The organism is Kitasatospora sp. NPDC092286 (genome assembly GCF_044755565.1).
In the GTDB taxonomy this organism is placed as follows: Bacteria; Actinomycetota; Actinomycetes; order Streptomycetales; family Streptomycetaceae; genus Kitasatospora.
In genome coordinates this window covers 36,589-56,293 of record NZ_JBIVRD010000044.1, presented here as the reverse complement: position 1 = coordinate 56,293, position 19,705 = coordinate 36,589, and the positions used below count along the sequence as shown (strand labels likewise).

Below are 19,705 nucleotides of genomic sequence, written 5' to 3'. Positions count from 1 at the left end.
GCACGGCTGCTCTCAGGCATGTCAGGCACGGTCCCGGTGCGCAGACGGAAAATTGGTTGAGCCTCGGGTAGTCAGGTGGCAGGCTTGCCCGCCGTGACCGAGATCACCAAGTCGCACGACGATGAGGTGGACATCGATGCATCCCTGGCGGCGCGTCCGCTCTCCACGAGGCGATGACATCCGGGGTCTCGGTGAACAGCACGCGTTACGGAGGACGGATGTCATCGATCAAGCAGTTCCAAGTCACCTTCGACTGCGCGGAACCTGAGCGCGTCGCCCGTTTCTGGTGCGAGGTGCTGGGGTACGTCGTACCGCCGCCACCGGAGGGGTTCGCCACGTGGGACGATTTCAATCGCTCGCTGCCGCCTGAGCGCCAGGGTTCGGCGTTTGTCTGCATGGATCCCTCAGGTGTGGGCCCGCGCATGTACTTCCAGCGCGTTCCCGAAGGCAAGGCCGTCAAGAATCGGCTGCATCTCGACGTGCGGGTCGGCACCGGGCTCGTGGGCGAAGAACGCCTCGCCACACTCGAGGCCGAGTGCGCACGGCTGACGGCGCTCGGTGCGGTGCGCGTGCAACTACTGCGTGCCGATGGCGTCAATGAGTCGTGCATCGCGATGCAGGACATCGAGGGCAACGAGTTCTGTCTCGACTGAGGCGCCGCGAACGCGTCCTCTTTCTGTCCCCGTTTTGCCCAGGACGAAGAACCGCCCCGGCCTGTCAGGGCGCTGCAGTGCCTTCCGCACCGCCCGGCGACGGATTCCGTACCTCCGGCCGAGCGCCCGGACGCCCGTACCCTCAAGCCGTGTGTCCCGCCGGATCGCGGCGAACATCTTCACCTCGGTCATCCGCGCCATCTGCGCTCCTTGGACTCGGAGCGCAGATGGCGTCCCACCGCAGCCCTCCGGTGGGGCCAACACAGGTCCTTAGAACCAGTTACGTGCCCGCCGACGCTCGGCCGCTGGTGTGAGTTCTCGCTTCGGATCATCCTCCTGAGGCTCGCTCGGGCGGCGACGAGGTCGTCGCTGGTCTCGGCGAGTCTCCGTTCGAGCTCCTGCTTCTCATGGCGGAGCTGAGCGAGCTGGCTGTTCAGCTCTTGGTTCGGCGGTGAGCTGCTCAGCGGGCTGAGGCTGCGCCTCGGGCTGGGTCACGGCCCGGTCGACTGCGGGTCGGTCAGAATCCGGCCGTCATCCACGTGCACCGACTGGCCGGTGATGACCGCTTCGGCTCGGTCGAGGGAAGCGGAGAGGTCCTTGTCCAGCTCGGGCGGAACTGTTCGGCGATCGAGCGCGCACGCATCCAGTACCTGGGTGAGGGAGTATCTCTGGCGGTCCGTCATCAGGAGCGCACACGCGGCATGGGTGAGCACGTCTCGTGCCGCGTACCCGTCGCCGACCTCCAGGATCTGGTCGACCAGCTGTGCCACCTGAGTTTGCACGCGTCGGTGGCGGTCGCGACCGACGGCGTCGATGGCCGACAGCGTCAGGCGGGTGTGGAACACCACCAGATCCGCGCGAAAGCCGACTTGGCGGCAGCGCGTCAGCAGGCTGTCGATCTCCTCATCGGTGGGCCGGTGGCCGGGAGGCCGGCACAGGACGGTGAGGCAGGCAGTTACGGCGTTCTCCCAGGGTTCGCCCGGGGCGGTGTCGGAGAGGAGTTGCTGAGCGCCGGCGTGGTCGCCGGTGGTGGCGAGCGCGAGGACGGCGACTTGGCGGCCGTCGAGCATGTGCTTGCCGATGCCGTGGTGCTGCCGGACATGGGCGAGGGCGTCCCGCCAGCGTCCCGACGCGGTCAGGGCGCGCGTGCCGTCGGCGATGATGACCCGCCACAGCCACTGGCGCACTTCCTGGCGATCCGCGTCGGTGGCGGTCAGGTTGGCCGGCACGGTGATTCCGTCGAGGACGGCTGCCTTGCTTTCGGTGACGGCTTCGTAGAGGGAAAGGAGCAGCCGGTGGCCCTGGTCTCCGTGGCCTGCACGGATGTGGAGCCGGGCGAGGTTGATGATCGGTTCGAGGTTGCGGATCGCGTCCATGCCGCCCAGAGGGCACAAGCGCAGGTAGGCAGCGGCGTGCCGGTGGCACCAGTACCGGGCAGTGTCGGGCAGCCCGAGATCGGAGGCCAGGAGCGCTGCCTGGTTGAAGATGCTGGAGGCAACGCCCTGGTACGCCTCCCGCTCGGCCTCGTCAGCGAGTTTGCGGATTTTGCCGACCCGGGCGGGGAGCGGGAGGCATCCCGGCCGGGCTCGTGCCACGAGCGGGAAGCGCCGGGCTATTGGTCCGTGGGGGTCCATGTGTTCCTCTCGGACGACCGTTTGGATGCGCGGGCGCTGGGGCCGGACCGGCTGTCCGGTCCTACGGGTCCCGCCGGCCACAGGCGTGTGGCCAGCGGGACCTGTGGCGCTATCCGGCCAGAGGCCGACTCACTGCCACGCGACGACGATCCGGTTGAGCGGAGTGTCGATGGTGAACCGGCCAGGGGCGGGCTTGACGGGCGCGGCGGTCAGGGGCTGGATCTCGAACTGGGCCTCGCGGTCCCGGTACTCGCGGTCCCAGGTGCGCATCGACTCGGCTACTCGGTCGGCCAACTCGTCGCTGCCGGGCCCGTGTCCGACGACCCCGAACTCCCACAGCTTGCCGCCTTCGGGGGTGCGCTTGGGGGACAGGCGTCGGGCGAGATACGTGAGTGCGCCCTTCTCGAACACTGCGGTGGAACTCGGGTACGGGTCCTCGGTGAGCAGGTCGCCGACGGTCTCCCGCTTGAAGGGCATCTGGTTCAGGCCGCTGGGCAGCGTGCAGGACAGCCAGAGTTCCATCCACTCGGGCGACTCCATGGCGCGGTAGAAGACGTCAGCCCAGAGCACGGTACGAGGCTGGTCGAGCACGTCGGCCAGAGCGTCCGCATCGACCGGCTGTTCGCTGTTGGTCTGGAGGCGCACGGAGCCGTTCGAGGCCACCGGGATCATGCGTCGCTCGTCGTCGGCGATTCCCCTGCGCAGCGGCATGAAGGTGTTCATCTCGCTACGGATGGAGACCCAGGCACCGTTCTTGCGCTCGTAGGCGATGGATCGGGACACGCTACCCCGCAGTCGCTGGGGCACGAGCAGCCGACCGCCGGGCGCGAGCTGCTTCATCCAGGCGTGCGGGACACCGTGCGCACCGACCGTGGCGACAATACGGTCATACGGTGCGCCGTCGGGGTGGCCGAGCGCTCCATCGGTCCGCAGGACGGTGACGTTCTCGATCCCCGCCGTGGCCAGGTGTGACCGGGCACCCTCCACGAGGTCGTCGTCCACGTCGATCGTGGTGACGTGGCCGCCCCCTTCGACCAGGTGGGCGAGCAGCCCGGCGTTGTAGCCGGTGCCGGCACCCAATTCGAGTACCTTGTTGCCAGGTTGAGGTTGGAGCTGTTCCAGCATGAGCCCGACGACGCCTGGCTGCGATGCGCAACTGATCGACGTCCCATCGCTGTTCTGCTTGATGTCGACCGTCGAATTGGTGTATGCCTCTTCGAGGGACACCTCGGGGACGAACACGTGGCGGGGCACGGTCCGCATGGCCGCCTCGATGCGAGGTGTGTGCACACGCCCCTCCGTGATGACCTGGTCGACCAGGACGTTGCGGAGGCGTTCGGCGGCGGTGTCGATCTCTTCGATCGTGTCGCTGTTCACCTCGTCGAGGCTAGTGCGCTCGGAGGCCGCGCCGGGCGAAGACGCGACGTTGTCACTCGTTCCCATGACTACTTCTCTCGCTAGTGCTGACATGGCGCTTTGGTCCTCCACGGGGAGGCCGGCGCGGTTGGCGTGAAAGATCAGATGGTGAGCCAGGACGGCCCGCAGTCCCCGGGTCAGCGCGCCGCGACGCGCCAGGTGAGCCAGCGTCTGCCCGGCCTGCTCGAAGGCGGTCACCCACGGGTCATGCCCGGCGAGCGGACCGTCTGGGTTGCACAGGGCTCGGACGTTGACGGTCATGAGCCGGCGCATCGCCGTGACCTTCTCGGCAGGGAGCTCGGAAGGACGGGGGTCAGAGGCCGGGCGCAGTTTGGCGACCTTGTCCCAGACGTCGCCCTGCTCGTAGAAGTCCAGGCCGGCGGCCCGCATCATTGCGCTGAACAGCAGGATCACGGTCTCCCGTCGGCCCAGATGCCCGGCGGTGGGGGACGGGGCGTAGGTGAGCAGGTGGCGGCTGTCGTGGTGGAAGAGCGCGTGGGCGGCGTCCATGGCTGCGTCGCCACCGAAGGCGAATGTCTCGGGTTCGTAGATCCCGGGTGTCCAGCTGACGATCCGGCCTTGGGCGGCCAGCGTGTTGAGCAGGTCGTTGATGACGCCCGGGATGGCAGCGTCGGTCAGGTAGCGCAGCGGCCAAGGCTGCTTGTTCAAGTACCACCAGCCGTGGAGGAGACCTCCGGTTCCGGCGGAGAGCAGGGCGGGGCCGATGGCGTCGGCGACGACCTGCTGGGCGGTCTCGCGGTCGGGGAACTCGATGTTGTGTTGGTGCCAGCGAGCGGTTGGCATCCGGCGTCCTCAGGCTGGTGATGGGCGGTCAGGAGATGAGTAGGCAGGCGTCCCAGGCGGAGCTGGGCGGGGCGGCGGCACTGGGAGTGAGTACGGCCAGGGCGACGCCGGCCGCGCCGTCGAGAAGTCCTGGGCCGCCGTCTGCGGCGCCCATCAGCGCGGTGGTCACATGTTCCGCGTCGGTGCCCGGGGGGTGGACGGCGGAAAGCAACGCGGGTATAAGGGCGCGCAGTTGGCCGACAGTTTCAGGGAGGGCGTCATCGGCCGCGCGGGCGGCAACGTGGGCGAGACCGGCGAAGCCGTGGCACAACGAGATGTCGGTCGTCGCCGCGAGCTGGGCCGGATCACTGAGAGCGCCGACCAGCCCGATCTCCGCCAGGAGCTGGCGGTCGGTGTCGCCGAGGGCGAGAGCGGCGAGTTGTTGCACTCTTCCCAGCCCCGCACCGCCGTAGCACCACGACGGACGCAGTGGCCCGGACTGCTTGGGCAGGTTGCTGCGGAGTTCGGCGCGGGTCACCCAGTAGGGCCAGGTCGGGCCGTGGCCGGTCTCGACACGCCAGCGGTCCAGCCACGCGCAGACCGTGTGGATGGCGTCGAGCTGGCCGCCAACGATGGTGCCGCGCAGGGCAGCGAGGGAGAGCAGGCTCAGGGCGCCGGTGATGCCGTGGGCCACGCTGTTGTTGGCGTGGCCGTCGGGGAACCGGTCGTCTGCCCGTCCGGAGGGCGCCGATGCTGTCCACCACCCGGGCAATACCTCCCCGGCGAGGGTGATCGGGATGGTGAGGCGAACGAGGTATTCGAGGACGGCGCGTACGGCATCGCCGTCGGGGTCGCGGCGTAGCAGGTAGCCGCCGAAGCCCGTGAGTCCCTGGAGCGCGTCGAACTCGGCCAGAGTGGGAAGGTGCCCGGCGTCGATGCGGTGGTGCGCGGCGGCCACGCGGCGGAGGGTGTCGTTGGCGATCTGCTGATCCAGGATGCCGAGGGCGCACTTGTAGGAGCCGGGGAGCCGATCGGCAGCGCAGGCAAGGGCGTGGGCGATGGCGGGTGCCCCGTAGTAGGGGTGGCTGTCGGTCCCGCTGGTGATGGGGACTCGAGTGGCGGCGGCGAGCCAGTCGTGGGCGCGTTGCCAGGGTGCCCGTCCTTCAGCCGCGAGCTCGATGTGCAACAGGGCGATGCCGGGAATGCCGTGTGCGAGCGACTGCGGCCACCACGCCTGAGCGCGCCGCTCGGCGGGGGCAGTGTCGGGGTGGGCGAGTCGTTCGCTGATCACCATGGCGAGGTCAGCGGCTGGATGCTGCGTCACACGGGCCTCCCGGTGGTGCGGGCAGTCCACGCGAGGGCGGCGGCTCGCGCGAGGTACAGGCAGATGGCCTCTTCTGGGAAGTCGACGGCGACGGCGCGTACGAAGTGGACGTGGAGGAGGGAGCCAAGAACGTCGTCGGTGTCGATGCCCTGGGTGTCCGGGCCGGGTAGATGGTTCCGGTAGGCGGCCACCGCGAAGTCGCGTTCAGCCCACGCCTCCACGGTGGCCGTACCGCCGGGCACCGTGCGAAGTGCCGCCCAGTCGTCGCGGGGGTCAGTGACCCGGACGGCTTCGTTGAACTGGTCGCGGGGCACTGGCTCGGGTGCTGTGGGCGGAACGTGGTCGATGAGCCAGCGCATGCCTGCGTCGGTGCTGCCCAGGAAGGCAGAGACGATGGAGACGCTGTGAGCGGCGACCAGTGCCCGCCGATGCGGGCGGGTGGGTTGGCCGAACTGGGTGAGCAGGGCACGTGAGTCAGCGCGGAACACCTCCTCGGCGGCAGCCCACGCCGGCCCCGAGCCCCAGCGGCCGGTCTCGGGGTAGGAGGTGGGGTAGCGCACCTCCCGCAGTAGTCCGGCGTGATGCAGCTCGTCGGACCAGACGCTGACCGTACCGGCTGCCCGCCCGAACGCTTCCGGGTCGGGTAGAGCGATCCGCAGGCGCAGGTGCTGGTCGGGGTCGCGGAACCGGACGTACCACCAGGGCGGCTGACCGAGCCGGTCGAGCAAGGCCGGGAGGTGTTCGGCCAGGATGGTGTCCTGGCGGCGGATATCCCCGTACAGGCTGGCGAGGAGTACCGACGACATGGCAGGGGTCTGCCCCTGGTCCCGCCCGATGATCCGCGCACGGGTGGGCTTCGGCAGGCGCGGCCACGCCGGCGGTTCGGCCGTTTTCAGAGGAACGACGACTTCGTGAACCCTGCCACCGCACCAACCGGCTTCGGCCGGGGCTTCCGTCAGGACCGCGTGCGCGACACGGTCCAAGTGCACGCGCAGCAGAACGCGGTGGCCGGGCTCGTCCAGATCCAGCGCGAGCAGCCTGTCCCCCTCGGTCAGGTACACCTGTCGCGGCAACCGGTGTGTGTCCCGCCACATGGCCAGGGCTTCGTCCCACATGGACCACGGCTGCGATCGGGCGGGTAGCTCGGCCGCTTCCAACTGCCACCGGGCAGGGGAAAGGACGGTGCGCCCGTAGCGCAGTCGGGGTAGGAACGGCATCGCCCGCGCCGCGCCCCAGTCGAACAGCGTCACCGCAGCGCACTGAGCACGGCTCAGCTCGGTTAGGAAGCGGGCCAGCGGCGGGGTGTGGGTGTGCAGGTTCAGCGCGTGCATGGCTACGGCCTCCACCCGGTGGCCGTGCGCCGGAGCGGCCAGATACATCCGGCGACCATCGCAACCCACGGCCAGGTCTTCGACTGTCAGGACCTCGTCGTCGGGAGCACGGTGCTCCTCCAGGCTGATCACGGTCGGCAAGACCTGCGGGGAGCGGGTGACGTGAGCCGTCTCCGGCACTAACGGCGGGAACGACAACTGCGCCGGCACGGTGTCGCCGTCGGCACCCGGCAGATCGGCCAACTCCACAGCCAGTCGGGCGTGGTCCTGCGGCTCCAGGACATTGAGGAAGCGACCGATTCCGACGCCCGCACCTCGGGAAACGCTCACCACCTCCAGCCGGAAATCCCCGTGCTGGAGGTCGTGCAGGCTGGCGGCGTGCACACGTACCCCCACCTCCAGATGCGGCGGCAGCCGAACCCGGTCCGGTCCCAGCTCCAGATTCTTCATCAGCATCTCGTCCAGGGCTACTTCGTAGCGGCCATCCAGTGCCGCGCCCTGCGCCAGGCGGACCAGGGCCTCGTCCCGGCTCGACACCGGTGATCGGCGTTCCGAGCCCCCGGACCCCGGATAGCCGTCGGGAAATCCGATCCCGCTGTCAGCGACGACATCCAGTACGGGCACCATCGAGCCGATCCCGAAGCGCTCGTAGAACCGCTGGTGATACGACTTCCACTCAGCGGCGCCGTAAGGAGCGGCACTCAGACGGGCCAGGGCCAGCGCCGCGCGCTCCACCTCGCGGGCCACTTCCCGTGGCAGGGTGACCGTGGCGTCCATCCGCAGGTCCACCGCGAGCGGATGCTTGCGGACCGGCGCCAGGCGCTGCATCCGAACGGCCACATCCTCGCGTACAACGCTATCCTGACTGAGAGTCAGTGCCGGGTGGATCTCTCGAAGTGCGATCACCAGATCGGCTACCTGCACGATGCTCGCTGCGTCTACGGCCTCCAACTGCGCCACGAGGTACCGCAAGGCGTCGGTCTCGGTACTCGGTGCGTGCAGAACGGTGATCAGTGCACGTCTGGCGACCAGCTCCGTGAGTAGTGCGGTCACCTTCTCCGGGCCGGCCGTGGGAAATTCGGCCAGGAGTTTCGCCCTCACGCCCCCAACCGGAATCGGGGCGCGGGTAGCCGTCAAGGCCGACTTCACCGGGGCGGTGTGGCGTAGCGAGACCTCGATGGCCCCGGTCCCCCGCTGATGGTTGTTCGGCTGGTACGGCACGATCAACCGGTCGCCGCGAATCATCAACGAGGTGTTGGCGACTACAGGCAAACGGTCCAACAGTTCAGGGCAGCTCTCCAGTTGAGCGGTTACCGCTGCCAGCCACTCCGCTCCGGCCCGGACCACTGCCCGGTGCTCAGTGCCCCAAGCCGCTTGCACCTTCGTCCCGAAGGAGGCGGTTGTCACTCCGGCGAACAGGCCGAATGGGGTGGCGCGACCCTGCGAACGCAGCAGGTAGCGGGCAACGGACAGCACGGCGCGCCGGACATCGCGCGGCGCGGGATTCTCGGCCTCACCCAGGGCGTGTACCTGTGCGGCGAGCACCGGACTCGCATGCCGCAGTCCTTCGGCAACACCTTCTGTTTCCCAAACCGCCCGGAGCCATGCGACCTGAGAAGTCGCTCGCGCAGGGTCGGCGGCGGTGTTAGTCAGGTCAGGCCATGGTGGAAGGTGCAGCGTTGGGCGAGCGACGGCGCGCACGAGCGCCGCACTGCCGGAACGGAACGCGGGGGCCTGGGTGACCACGCTATTACCTCCGTATGGACACGGTGAACGGGACCGCCGGTGCCGCCGCAGTACGGCGGCACCGGCTTACTCAACGGGAGTTGCGCCCGGTCAGGCGACACCGGTGGTGCAGGCACCGCAAGTGCTGCCACAGTTGTCGTTGGTGATGTTGACCAGGCCGGCCGAGTCGGCGACCTCCAGCAGGGTGACGTCCAGCTCGAACTCGTCGGCGGCTGGAGCCACAGGGGCGTTCTGAGCCATCTCATTCCTCCTTTGTGACGGCTTTTCCGGTACCTGGCCTGGGTTTTCAGAGCCAGGAAAATGTGATGCGGTCAGTGGCTTGTACCAGCAGGCCGCTCGACAACGGTCCGCTCCTTATGTCGGGTTGGGCGCGGCATCCCTTCGGTGTCGGGGACGCATCGACGGAGCCGCCGCAGGGAGCCGCCCGGTGCGGTTCCACGGTTGCCGAGGGGGATCGGCATTCCTCGTCCCGGGCGGCTGATGAACAGTTCACCGCTTGCAAGTGCCAAGCACGAGGCCGGATCGGAGGACAAATCACCGGACACTTCGATAGGTAGGTTGTGTCCTCGCGCTACCGGTTGTGTCCGGTGGCCTAGGCTGGAGTGACGGGGGGTGCTCATGCCCGAACGGACAACCACGAACTGGAAGTTCGTGGCAGCGCGAGTCGAACGCGGCTGGCGCACGCAGGAGGATTTTGCCGAGGCGTACAACGCTTCGGCCTTAGCCATCCAGTCGAAGGCGCAGATCTCGGTGCGGCAGGTCAGGCGCTGGGAGTCGGGGCAGACGACATGGCCGAACCGCGACGCGCGCTGTGTGCTGACCGAGATGTTCGAAACCCCCCTCGAACGGCTTGGCTTCATCCCAACGGCCAGAAAATCGACTAGGCTTGACGTCTCCTCCAACCTCAAACCCAACCTGGCGGACCACGTGCTTCGATGCGCGTTCGTGGGCGGCCTAGTGGCCGCTGCCGCTCCGCTGCTCGATCTTGCGGCGCTGGACCATCTCACCGCGGCCACCCGAGATGCCTACCGCTATAGCGATCACCAACTCGTCAGTCACCTACGGGACGCGTTGGACGAGACGGCCCGAACGGACGTCTTCTCGGGTCCGCACCGCGCGATGCCGACTGCCCTCGGACTTCTCTCCGTCATCAACACCGCTGCCCGTGACGCCAAGTCGGTGATCCGGCATCAGCTGCTCAACCTCGGTGCCCGCGCGGCGGAGTTCACCGCATGGCTGCACCGTGACGCCGGATCACCGGAGCAGATCACTACTTACTGGTATGGCCAGTCGAAAGAGTGGGCGACTTTCACCGGCGACGGCGCGATGCACGCCTACGTCCTACTGCGCCAGGCACAGGCGCTCGGCCGCAACGACCCCGCGCGGACACTCGATCTGGCCGAAGCGGCAACCGGCAGCCAGTGGACGCTTCCGCCGCGCCCGCGTGCCGAAGCGCTCCAGCAGAAGGCCCGAGGTCTGGCCATGACCGGGGCCGACCCAGAGGAGATCAAGCGGGTGTTGGACCAGGCGCACGCCGCCCTTGACCAGGCCGCGCCGCCAAGCGGCCCGGCGACCTGCACGGGCCCTCTCGGCGACGGGTACACCCGAACGCGGCTCCTGGTGCAGTCCGGGATTTGCTGGCGCGAGGCCGAACGACCAGCCGAGGCGGTCTCGGTGTTCCAGACCCACCTGATCCCCGACGCGTTCCTTCCCCGCGACCACGCCCATTACAGCGCCTATCTCTCGGGCGCTCTCGCCGAGGCGGGGGAGCCGGACGAAGCGGCCTCGGTCGCCCTTCGCGCTTTGGAGGTCGCCGTTCCCGCCCGCTACGGGCAAGCCATCACCGAACTCCACCACACCGCCCGCATCCTGTTCCCGCACCGCCGGCGGCCAGCAGTGCGGGAACTCCACGAGCGCCTTCTCGTGCTCGCGGCTGGCTAGGCGGCCAGGAAGCCACTCACCTTGGCGATGACCTCGCGCTGCCACGCCTGCGACTGCGGGTGCGCGTACGTGGGGTCATCGTGGACTGCGAAACCGTGCTGCGCGCCTTCGAGTTCGTACAGTTCCGCGCCGGCGCCGAACAGCGGTCCGTACCGGCGGGAAAGCTCAACAGGCACGAACGTGTCCTTCGTGCCGTGGACGATGAGGACGGGGACGCGGACGGCGGCGCAGATGGCTTGGGGTGCCAGGAAGAAGACTTCGTTGAGGAGGGCCCGGCCGGTCTCGAACGGCTGGCGGACGGAGAACCCGCGCCCGTCCAGCTTCGCGGCGCGTTCCTCCGACAGGTAGTCCTCGCTCCAGCCGGCCTGGTCGGTGATGAATCGGTTCCGGTAGTCCATGCGGGGGTTCAGCAACACCAGCTTGGCGACATCGTCGGGCCGGTGGCCGGTGTGCAGCGCGGCTGCACCTCCGGAGAACGACGCCGCGACGACGTGTACCGGCCCCGGCCGTTCAGCGACCTGGACAAGGTGGTCGGAGGCGGCCCGGATGTCGTTGGCCACCCCCGCGATCGTCACATCCGCGAATCGGCCGGAGCTGGCACCGTGGGCCCGCAGGTCGAACCGTAGGCAGGTGATGCCGGTGGACGCCAGACCCGCCGCCAGGCGCGTGAAGAATCCGCCTTCTTCGCGGGTGACACCGGCACCGTGCGCGAGCACGGCCAGAGCTGCCGGGGGAGTCGGGGAGGGTGTGATCGTGCCGAAGAGCTGGGTGCCGTCGAGGGACCGAAATGCCGTCTCGTGATCAGCCATGGACAGATGGTAGCCACTTGCCCATCGCCGAGGGCCGCGCTCACGTGACTCAACCTCGCGCCGATCGGCGCGGAGTCCGGAAACGACGAAGCCCCGTCTCCGGCTACAGCAGGAGACGGGGCTTCGGAGCGATCGTTCGGCAGATCTCGTATCAGGTCGGAACGCGAAGATCCGCCTGCGGCTTCCGCATCGTCGAGGCCCTCCGCGCCATGATCCTGCTCTGCTTGGTCGGTTACGCCCGGCCCCTACCCGGACGCACCTGACCAACGCCCGTCAGGACCCGCAGAAGGGGACGAAGAGCCCTTTTTCTGGGGGCACTGTCGGCTGCCCGCAATACCCCACCTTGCCCCGCCTCTTACAGGTCGTAGTACAGCTCGAACTCGTGCGGGTGCGGCCGCAGCGCGATCGGGGCGATCTCGTTGGTGCGCTTGAAGTCGATCCAGGTCTCGATGAGGTCGGGGGTGAAGACGTTGCCCGCGAGCAGGTACTCGTGGTCGGCCTCCAGGGCCTCCAGCACGGCCGGCAGCGAGGACGGCACCTGCGGCACGTTGGCGTGCTCCTCGGGCGCCAGCTCGTAGAGGTCCTTGTCGACCGGCTGCAGCGGCTCGATCTTGTTCTTGATGCCGTCGAGGCCGGCCATCAGCATGGCGGCGAAGGCCAGGTACGGGTTGGACGACGGGTCCGGCGCGCGGAACTCGATGCGCTTGGCCTTGGCGTTGGAGCCGGTGATCGGGATGCGGATCGCGGCGGAGCGGTTGCGCTGCGAGTACACCAGGTTGACCGGTGCCTCGAAGCCCGGCACCAGGCGGTGGTAGGAGTTCACCGAGGGGTTGGTGAACGCCAGCAGCGAGGCGGCGTGCTTGAGCAGGCCGCCGATGTAGTAGCGCGCGGTGTCGGAGAGCCCGGCGTAGCCCTGCTCGTCGTAGAAGAGCGGCGAGCCCTCGGTCCACAGCGACTGGTGGACGTGCATCCCGGAGCCGTTGTCGCCGAAGATCGGCTTGGGCATGAAGGTGGCGGTCTTGCCGTTGCGCCAGGCGACGTTCTTGATGATGTACTTGAACAGCATCAGGTCGTCGGCGGCGTGCAGCAGGGTGTTGAACTTGTAGTTGATCTCGGCCTGGCCGGCGGTGCCGACCTCGTGGTGCTGGCGCTCGACCTCCAGGCCGGCCGCGGCCAGCTCCAGCGACATCTCGGCGCGCAGGTCGGCGAAGTGGTCCACCGGCGGGACGGGGAAGTAACCGCCCTTGTACTTCACCTTGTAGCCGCGCGCGTCGCCCTCGGCGGAGCCGCTGTTCCAGGCGCCGGCCTCGGAGTCGATGTGGTAGTACGACGCGTTGGCGCTGGTCTCGAACCGCACCGAGTCGAATACGTAGAACTCGGCCTCGGGGCCGAAGAACGCGGTGTCGGCGATGCCGGAGGAGGCGAGGTAGGCCTCGGCCTTCTTGGCGACGTTGCGGGGGTCGCGGCTGTACGCCTCGCCCGTCACCGGGTCCTGGATGAAGAAGTTGATGTTGAGGTGCTTTTCCTTGCGGAACGGGTCCAGGCGGGCCGTGGCCAGGTCCGCGACCAGGGCCATGTCCGACTCGTGGATGGCCTGGAAGCCCCGGATCGACGAACCGTCGAACATCAGGATCTCGGAGGGGTCGAAGGTCGCCGCGGGCACGGAGAAGTGCTGCAGGACGCCCGGGAGATCGCAGAACCGGACATCGATGAACTTCACGTCGTTGTCCTGAATGAACTGCTTCACTTCGGCGGCGTTGTTGAACATCCATCCTCCTCGGCGTGCGAATGGGGCTCACCCTAGGAATGGCCCGTTTCCAACCGGTGACCCGGTCGTTTCCTGAATGTTAACCGCCGTCGTTGAGCGGGCGGCAAAGACGTACGCTCCGGGGCAAAACGCTTGAGCGGCGCGGGCCGGGCCCCTTGAGTGGTCTGGACCACGCGGGAAGCCCGGGCGACGCGATTCACCCTCCGGGGGAGCCGGTGGCGGCCCGGCGGGCCCGCCCGGTTAGTGTGGATTCGTGGACACCAGAGAAGCGTTGGGATCGTGGATCGACGGCCCGAAGGCGGCCGCCGAGAAGATGGGAGCCGACTTCGGCTACCGCGGTGAGCGCCTCGGACTCCCCCAGGAGGGTCCCGGCTCGATCGCCGGCCCCGGCCGCCGGATCGGCGCGCTGTTCGTCGACGGCTGGCTGGTCTCCCTGGTCGCCTACGGGCTGATCGGCAAGGGCACCGCGGCCTCGGCCAACCTCTGGACCACCCCGCTGTTCTTCGCGGTCACCGTGCTGCTGCTCGCCACCGCGGGAACGACCGTCGGCAAGCGGCTGTTCGGTCTGCGGGTGGTCCGGCTCGACGGCGGCCGCGCCACCATCCCGCAGGTGCTGCTGCGCACCCTGCTGCTCTGCCTGCTGGTGCCGGCGCTGGTCTGGGACCGGGATACCCGCGGTCTGCACGACAAGGCGGTCGGCACGGTCGAGGTCCGGATGTAGCCCGGAGGACCGGATCCGGTCCGGCCGGAGAACGTCGAACGGCCCCGCCGCGGAAGTTCCGTGGCGGGGCCGTCTCATGTCAACGGGGGAGGGGGTCAGCGTACCTGGCCGCCCTTGGGCATCCGGGCGCCCTTGGGCATCGGGCCCTTGGGGATCGGCGCCTTGGAGAGCAGGTCGCCCAGCGCGCGCAGCCGGTCGTTGGTCTCGGTGACCTGGGAGGGGGTGATGGCGCGGGGCAGCCGCATCAGGTGGATCTGCAGCTTCTTCAGCGGGACCTCGCCCTCGCCGTTGCCCACCACGATGTCGTGCACCGGCACGTCGCCGACCACACGGGCCATCTTCTTCTTCTCGGAGGCCAGCAGCTGGCGCACCCGGTTCGGGTTGCCCTCGCCGATCAGCGCGATGCCGGCCCGGCCCACGGCGCGGTAGACCGCGTCCTGGTTGCGGGTGACCGCGACCGGGGTCGAACTCGCGCTCCAGCCACGCCGGATGTTGTTCAGCACCGCCGCGACGGCCCCCGGCTGCCCCTCCATCTGTCCGAACGCCGCGCGCTCGGCCCGGCGCCCGAAGACGATCGCCATGGCCAGGAAGGCCACGATGAAGCCCAGGATGCCCAGGTAGACGGGGTGGTCGATCGCGAAGCCGATGGCGAGGAACACGCCGAAGGTCAGCAGGCCGACGCCGGCGATGATCAGGCCGATCTTGGTGTCGACCTTCTTGGTCATGGTGTACGCCGTGCGGATCTGCTTCAGCCGCCCGGGGTTTTCGGATGTTTCCCTCGCCATAACGCTCATGGTACGTGGCGTGGGTACGGGATATCCAAGCCCGGGTACCCGTTCGCCCCGAACCGTGACCCGGGGGCCCGCACGCCGACACGCCGAGGCCGGCCCGGCGCCCACCGCCGTTCGGCCGCCGCACCCGCCCTGACCGGCGGGGACGGCCTGTTCCGGGGCTCGCCGGACCGGCCCTGCAAGCCCTACCGGCGCCCGGACCCCGGCACCGGACCGGCCTGCGGCGCGTCGCGCTCCCGGTCCGCCGCGTACCGGCGGTTCTCGCAGACGGCCGCCCAGGCGTTGCGCCGGGCCTGCCGCTGGCCGCCCGCCAGCAGCACGCTCTCCGCGAGCCGCAGTGCGCTGCCCACCGACCGGATGCCGACCTGCATGCCGACCTGCATGTCGAACAGCTCCCCTCGTGGCTGAGAACAATCCACCGACCGCGCCCGCGAGGGCCTCGTCAGCGGCAACGCTTCCATCGTCACCACCCCGTGTTACCAGCCCGTGACCAGGCAGTCAAAGCGCGATGAACCGAAAGGGGCGGGGCCGAAGCCCCGCCCCTCGGGTGGTTCACGCCGGTTGGCCGAAATCAGCCGCCCGCCCTGACCGCCGCCGTCGGACCGCCGTGGTCGGACCGCCGCCGCCCGGGCCGCCGTGGCCGGACCGCCGCCGTCAGACCGCCGACGCCTGCGCGCGGCGCTCCAGCGCCTGCCGGTACAGCCGCCCGGCCCGGTACGACGAACGCACCAGCGGGCCCGACATGACCCCGGCGAAGCCGAGCTCCTCGGCCTCCTGCTGCAGCTCGACGAACTCCTGCGGCTTGACCCAGCGCTCCACCGGGTGGTGGCGCAGCGAGGGGCGCAGGTACTGGGTGATGGTGATCAGCTCGCAGCCGGCGCCGACCAGGTCGGCCAGCGCCTGGCTGACCTCCTCGCGGGTCTCGCCCATGCCCAGGATCAGGTTGGACTTGGTCACCAGCCCGGCCGCGCGGGCCTGGGTGATGACGTCCAGCGAGCGCTCGTAGCGGAACGCGGGCCGGATCCGCTTGAAGATCCGCGGCACCGTCTCGACGTTGTGCGCCAGCACCTCGGGGCGGGAGGAGAAGACCTCGGCCAGCTGCTCGGGCACCGCGTTGAAGTCGGGGATCAGCAGCTCGACGCCGGTGCGCCCGGCCTCGCGGCCGGCGGTCAGCGCGTGCACCTGGCGCACCGTCTCCGCGTACAGCCAGGAACCGCCGTCCGCCAGGTCGTCGCGGGCGACGCCGGTGATGGTGGCGTAGTTGAGGTCCATGGTGACGATGGACTCGGCGACCCGGCGCGGCTCGTCGCGGTCGAACTCGGCGGGCTTGCCGGTGTCGATCTGACAGAAGTCGCAGCGGCGGGTGCACTGGTCACCGCCGATGAGGAAGGTCGCCTCGCGGTCCTCCCAGCACTCGAAGATGTTGGGGCAGCCGGCCTCCTGGCAGACGGTGTGCAGCCCCTCCTTCTTCACCAGCGACTGGAGGGCGTTGTACTCCGGGCCCATCTTCGCGCGGGTCTTGATCCACTCGGGCTTCCGCTCGATGGGGGTCTCGCTGTTGCGGACCTCCAGGCGGAGCAGCTTCCTGCCGTCGGGTGCGACAGCGGACACGTGCGACTCCTAGAACTAGACGGGGTACCCCCAGGGTACGCCTGTGCTTGTACGGCCTTGGCCGGGCCCGCGGCCCGCAATCGCAGGGCAACAGCGCTACCGGCGGGTAGATTCCCTCGGCCCGGCGTTCAGCGGCCGGGTGCGGGCTCGGGCAGTTCGGCGAACACGGCCGCCAGGTGCTTCTCCACCACGGGCAGCGCCTCGCCGACGGCGAAGTCGCGGGCCAGCTCCGAGGAGACCGAGCCGACGCCCGCGTCGCGGATGCCACAGGGCACGATCCGGTCGAACCAGGTCATGTCCGGGTCGCAGTTCAGCGCGAAGCCGTGCATGGTGACACCGCGCGCGACCCGGACGCCGATCGCGGCGAGCTTGCGGTCGTCGCCGCGCTGGCCGGCGTTGGACGGCGCGTACTCGGGGCCGGCCAGCCGCGGGTCGATGCCCAGCGGCAGGCCCATCCGCAGGGTCAGCTTGCCGATGTCCACCACCTGCGACGGGTCCACCACCGCGTCCGGGATGGTCTCGCCCAGGACCCAGACCCCGCTGCGGCCCTCGACCCGGGAGGTCTCCACGCCGAACTCGCCGCAGGAGCGGATCAGCGCCTCCTCCAGCCGCCGCACGTACGCGACGACGTCCATCGGCTCGGGCAGCTTGACGATCGGGTAGCCGACCAGCTGGCCGGGGCCGTGCCAGGTGATCTCGCCGCCGCGGTTGACCTCGACCACCGGTGTGCCGTCCAGCGGCAGGTCGGCCGGGTTGGTCCGCTTGCCCATCGTGTACACGGGCTGGTGCTCCAGCAGCAGCACGGTGTCGGGGATCTCGTCCGCGACGCGCAGCGCGTGCAGCCGCTGCTGCTCCTCCCAGGCCTCCGGGTAGGGGATCGCCCCCGCGCCTATGCCCATGCGTACGAACCGCACGTTCTCGCTCATGCGTCCACCTTCCCGCGCTCGGTGGCCGCCTCGCGAGACGCGCACCCTGCGATGCTCCGCTCGCTCACCACTGCTCCTTGCCAGGGGTTCGAGACCAACCTCGCCACTGTACGCCCCGGCGCGAACCGGGTGTTCAGGCGCCCGAGAGCAGCTGGAGGCGGAGCGCCAGCTGGAGTTCCAGCGAGCGCTCGGGGTGGTTCCAGTCCCGGCCGAGCAGGATCTCGACCCGGTCCAGCCGCTGCACGACCGTGTTCACGTGGACGTGCAGTTCGTCCTTGGCCCTGGTCAGGCTGCCGCCGCAGTCGAAGTAGGCGCGCAGGGTGCGCACCAGCTCGGTGCCGCGCCGGGCGTCGTACTCCAGCAGCGGGCCGAGCGTCGCGCCGACGAACCCGTCCACGTCGTGGCCGTCGCCGAGCAGCACCCCGAGGAAGCCGAGCGCCCGGGCCGAGGCGCCGTCCCCGGCCCGGCCGAGCACCCGCAGCGCCCGGACGCAGCGCAGCCCCTCGGCGTACGAGGCGGCCAGCGCCGGCGGCCCGGCGGCCGGGCGTCCGGCGCCCACGGTGACCGGGAAGCCGGCCAGCCGGGCGAGCCGTTCGGCGGCCCGCTCGGCCGCCCGCAGGGCGCCGTCCGGCCCGGTGGGTCCGCCGGATCCGGCCGGGCCGTCGGTGCCGTCGTCCGGCACCAGCAGCACCACCGCCTCGCCGTGCTCCGCGCTGATGCCCCGCGAGCCGAACAGGTAGCGTCCGGCGGCGCCGGCCAGTCGGCCGCGGTCGACGGCGGCGGTGCCCGGGGCACCGGCCGGCTCGGCGACCAGCACCAGGTGCGGGCGGCCGAGGTCCACACCGAGCCGGCGGCCGCGCGCGGTCAGTCCGGCCGGGTCGCGGTCGGGGCTGGTGAGCAGATCGGCGAGCAGTTCGCCGCGGACCCGGTTCTCGGTCTCGGCGACCGAGCGGCGTAGCAGCAGGACCAGCGCGGTCACCACGCCCGCCCGCTCGAACAGCCGCCGGTCGGCGTCGTCCAGGCCGGGCCGGCCGCGCAGGACCAGGGTGCCCAGCGGCTCCTGGCCGGCCAGCACCGCGCAGACCCAGGCGTCGCCGTGCCGCACCGACCGGCCCTCGGCCCGGGAGGCGGCGACCGCCGCGGCCAGCCCGTCGGCGGGCGCGGCCCGGCCGGCCAGCGGTTCGCCCTCGGTGTCCAGGACCGTTATCTCGCCGTCCAGCAGCGCCGCCACCGCGGCGGCCACGTCCGGCACCTCGGCGCCGCGCAGCACCAGGTCGGTGAGCCGGTCGTGGCCCTGCTCGGCGCGCTGCACGGCGGCGGAGTGGGCCCGGATCAGCTCGTTCGCGCTGTTCAGCTCGGCCAGCGCGGCCCGGGTGTCGGCCAGTGACTTGGCGGTGTCCAGCGCGATCGCGGCGTGCGCGGCCAGCGAACAGAGCAGCGCGACCTCGTCGGGGGAGAAGGCGCGCGGCGAGCGGTCGGCGGCGAACAGCACGCCGATCACCTGCCCGCCGAGCAGCAGCGGTACCCCGATGATCGCCACCAGCCCCTCGTCCAGGACGCCCGCGTCGATCGTGCCGGTGTGGTGGAAGCGCTCGTCGGTGCGGTAGTCGGGGGTGGCGTACGGCCGGGCGGTCTGGGCGACCAGGCCGCCGAGGCCGTCGCCGAGGCTCAGCCGCAGGGTCTGGAAGAGGACGGACACCGAACCGTCGGTGACCCGCATGTAGGTGTCGCCGGCGGCCCGGTCCGGGAGGGTGAGATAGGCGGTGTCGGTGCCGAGCAGCAGCCGGGCCCGGCGCACGATCGCCTGCAGCACGGTGTCCAGGTCCCGGGAGCCGGCCAGGTCCCCGGCGGTGTCGAACAGCGCGGTCAGCTCGGCCTCGCGGCGGCGGTGCTGACGCAGGGTCCGGTGCACCCGCAGGGCCTGCCAGGTGGCGTCGTCGATCTCGCTCAGTACGGCGGCCGGCGCCCCCTGACGACGCGCGGCGGCCAGCACCTCGGCGAAGTCCTCGGTCGCGGCACCGGAGGCGAGCAGGTCGAGCAGCCGCCGCAGCGCGGGCGCCGAGCTGGTCCGGGGGTGGGGGTCGTTCACGGTACGGCCGCCAATCGGCAGTGGGTCTCTGGCCCCAGGGACGGAAGCGCGATCGTAGCTGCTCAGCCGCCCACTCGTGCGGGTGGACCGGGTGGCCGGCGCCCGTGCGGTAGTGGGCGGCGGCCACCGCGGGGCCGGTACGGAGCCGGGCCGCGCGGTGGC

The 19,705-nt window shown here is 70.1% G+C and carries 15 protein-coding genes; 3 read left to right on the top strand and 12 right to left on the bottom strand.

Translation table 11 applies throughout. The features are described 5' to 3' along the window. Positions 1–218 precede the first annotated feature (218 nt). Positions 219–653, top strand: a complete 435-nt coding sequence (locus tag ACIQIB_RS32695; RefSeq protein ID WP_363611453.1) for a VOC family protein — start codon at positions 219–221, stop codon at positions 651–653. A 491-nt stretch (positions 654–1,144) separates the two neighbouring features. Here the strand turns inward: ACIQIB_RS32695 and ACIQIB_RS32690 are convergent, their stop codons facing one another. The 5 genes from ACIQIB_RS32690 to ACIQIB_RS32670 form a co-directional block, all read right to left on the bottom strand. After that, on the bottom strand, positions 1,145–2,287 hold the full coding sequence (locus tag ACIQIB_RS32690) for a hypothetical protein (RefSeq protein ID WP_400762433.1): 1,143 nt from the start codon (positions 2,285–2,287) through the stop codon (positions 1,145–1,147). Between the two features lie 129 nt (positions 2,288–2,416). Further along, positions 2,417–4,507, bottom strand: coding sequence for a methyltransferase, FxLD system (fxlM, locus tag ACIQIB_RS32685; RefSeq protein ID WP_400762431.1), 2,091 nt, complete (start codon positions 4,505–4,507; stop codon positions 2,417–2,419). 28 nt (positions 4,508–4,535) lie between these two features. Beyond that, complete coding sequence (locus tag ACIQIB_RS32680) at positions 4,536–5,810, bottom strand: lanthionine synthetase C family protein (protein ID WP_363611447.1); 1,275 nt, start codon at positions 5,808–5,810, stop codon at positions 4,536–4,538. Beyond that, complete coding sequence (locus ACIQIB_RS32675; RefSeq protein WP_400762428.1) at positions 5,807–8,887, bottom strand: lantibiotic dehydratase; 3,081 nt, start codon at positions 8,885–8,887, stop codon at positions 5,807–5,809. Before ACIQIB_RS32675 ends, ACIQIB_RS32680 begins: the two co-directional genes overlap by 4 nt. A 90-nt stretch (positions 8,888–8,977) precedes the next feature. After that, positions 8,978–9,127 (bottom strand): FxLD family lanthipeptide, encoded by a 150-nt coding sequence (locus ACIQIB_RS32670; RefSeq protein ID WP_363611445.1) that lies wholly within the window; start codon positions 9,125–9,127, stop codon positions 8,978–8,980. Positions 9,128–9,505: 378 nt separating this feature from the next. On the opposite strand from ACIQIB_RS32670, the gene ACIQIB_RS32665 reads away from it, so the two are divergent. Beyond that, the gene (locus ACIQIB_RS32665) at positions 9,506–10,828 is read left to right on the top strand and encodes an XRE family transcriptional regulator (RefSeq protein ID WP_363611443.1); all 1,323 of its coding nucleotides are present in this window, start codon (positions 9,506–9,508) and stop codon (positions 10,826–10,828) included. Here ACIQIB_RS32665 and ACIQIB_RS32660 read toward each other — a convergent pair. Both ACIQIB_RS32660 and glnA read right to left on the bottom strand, forming a co-directional pair. Further along, on the bottom strand, positions 10,825–11,637 hold the full coding sequence (locus tag ACIQIB_RS32660; RefSeq protein ID WP_363611441.1) for an alpha/beta fold hydrolase: 813 nt from the start codon (positions 11,635–11,637) through the stop codon (positions 10,825–10,827). The genes ACIQIB_RS32665 and ACIQIB_RS32660 overlap by 4 nt on opposite strands. A gap of 355 nt (positions 11,638–11,992) precedes the next feature. Next, on the bottom strand, positions 11,993–13,405 hold the full coding sequence (gene glnA / locus ACIQIB_RS32655; RefSeq protein WP_363611439.1) for a type I glutamate--ammonia ligase: 1,413 nt from the start codon (positions 13,403–13,405) through the stop codon (positions 11,993–11,995). 253 nt (positions 13,406–13,658) lie between these two features. Between glnA and ACIQIB_RS32650 the strand changes: the two genes are divergently transcribed. Beyond that, complete coding sequence (locus tag ACIQIB_RS32650) at positions 13,659–14,126, top strand: RDD family protein (protein ID WP_363611437.1); 468 nt, start codon at positions 13,659–13,661, stop codon at positions 14,124–14,126. A 95-nt stretch (positions 14,127–14,221) separates the two neighbouring features. On the opposite strand, the gene ACIQIB_RS32645 is transcribed toward ACIQIB_RS32650, so the two are convergent. The 5 genes from ACIQIB_RS32645 to ACIQIB_RS32625 form a co-directional block, all read right to left on the bottom strand. Beyond that, a complete protein-coding gene (locus tag ACIQIB_RS32645; protein WP_400659022.1) occupies positions 14,222–14,920 on the bottom strand; it encodes a DUF4191 domain-containing protein in 699 nt (232 codons plus the stop codon). A gap of 182 nt (positions 14,921–15,102) precedes the next feature. Then, complete coding sequence (locus ACIQIB_RS32640; RefSeq protein WP_363611433.1) at positions 15,103–15,300, bottom strand: hypothetical protein; 198 nt, start codon at positions 15,298–15,300, stop codon at positions 15,103–15,105. A gap of 271 nt (positions 15,301–15,571) precedes the next feature. Further along, positions 15,572–16,528 carry a lipoyl synthase gene (locus ACIQIB_RS32635; RefSeq protein WP_363611431.1) on the bottom strand — a complete coding sequence of 319 codons (957 nt, stop codon included), beginning with the start codon at positions 16,526–16,528 and terminating at the stop codon, positions 15,572–15,574. A gap of 128 nt (positions 16,529–16,656) precedes the next feature. Continuing rightward, positions 16,657–17,454, bottom strand: a complete 798-nt coding sequence (gene lipB / locus ACIQIB_RS32630) for a lipoyl(octanoyl) transferase LipB (protein WP_363611429.1) — start codon at positions 17,452–17,454, stop codon at positions 16,657–16,659. Between the two features lie 133 nt (positions 17,455–17,587). Then, entirely contained in the window at positions 17,588–19,543 is a 1,956-nt protein-coding gene (locus tag ACIQIB_RS32625; RefSeq protein WP_363611427.1) for a GAF domain-containing protein, read from the bottom strand. Between the last annotated feature and the right edge of the window lie 162 nt (positions 19,544–19,705).

What these genes read in the sequence shown, in the direction of transcription:
- ACIQIB_RS32695 (WP_363611453.1), top strand. Translation starts at nt 219, where the DNA reads ATGTCATCGATCAAGCAGTTCCAAGTCACCTTCGACTGCGCGGAACCT.
- ACIQIB_RS32690 (WP_400762433.1), bottom strand. Translation starts at nt 2,287, where the DNA reads ATGGACCCCCACGGACCAATAGCCCGGCGCTTCCCGCTCGTGGCACGA.
- fxlM (WP_400762431.1), bottom strand. Translation starts at nt 4,507, where the DNA reads ATGCCAACCGCTCGCTGGCACCAACACAACATCGAGTTCCCCGACCGC.
- ACIQIB_RS32670 (WP_363611445.1), bottom strand. Translation starts at nt 9,127, where the DNA reads ATGGCTCAGAACGCCCCTGTGGCTCCAGCCGCCGACGAGTTCGAGCTG.
- ACIQIB_RS32665 (WP_363611443.1), top strand. Translation starts at nt 9,506, where the DNA reads ATGCCCGAACGGACAACCACGAACTGGAAGTTCGTGGCAGCGCGAGTC.
- ACIQIB_RS32660 (WP_363611441.1), bottom strand. Translation starts at nt 11,637, where the DNA reads ATGGCTGATCACGAGACGGCATTTCGGTCCCTCGACGGCACCCAGCTC.
- glnA (WP_363611439.1), bottom strand. Translation starts at nt 13,405, where the DNA reads ATGTTCAACAACGCCGCCGAAGTGAAGCAGTTCATTCAGGACAACGAC.
- ACIQIB_RS32645 (WP_400659022.1), bottom strand. Translation starts at nt 14,920, where the DNA reads ATGAGCGTTATGGCGAGGGAAACATCCGAAAACCCCGGGCGGCTGAAG.
- ACIQIB_RS32640 (WP_363611433.1), bottom strand. Translation starts at nt 15,300, where the DNA reads ATGCAGGTCGGCATGCAGGTCGGCATCCGGTCGGTGGGCAGCGCACTG.
- lipB (WP_363611429.1), bottom strand. Translation starts at nt 17,454, where the DNA reads ATGAGCGAGAACGTGCGGTTCGTACGCATGGGCATAGGCGCGGGGGCG.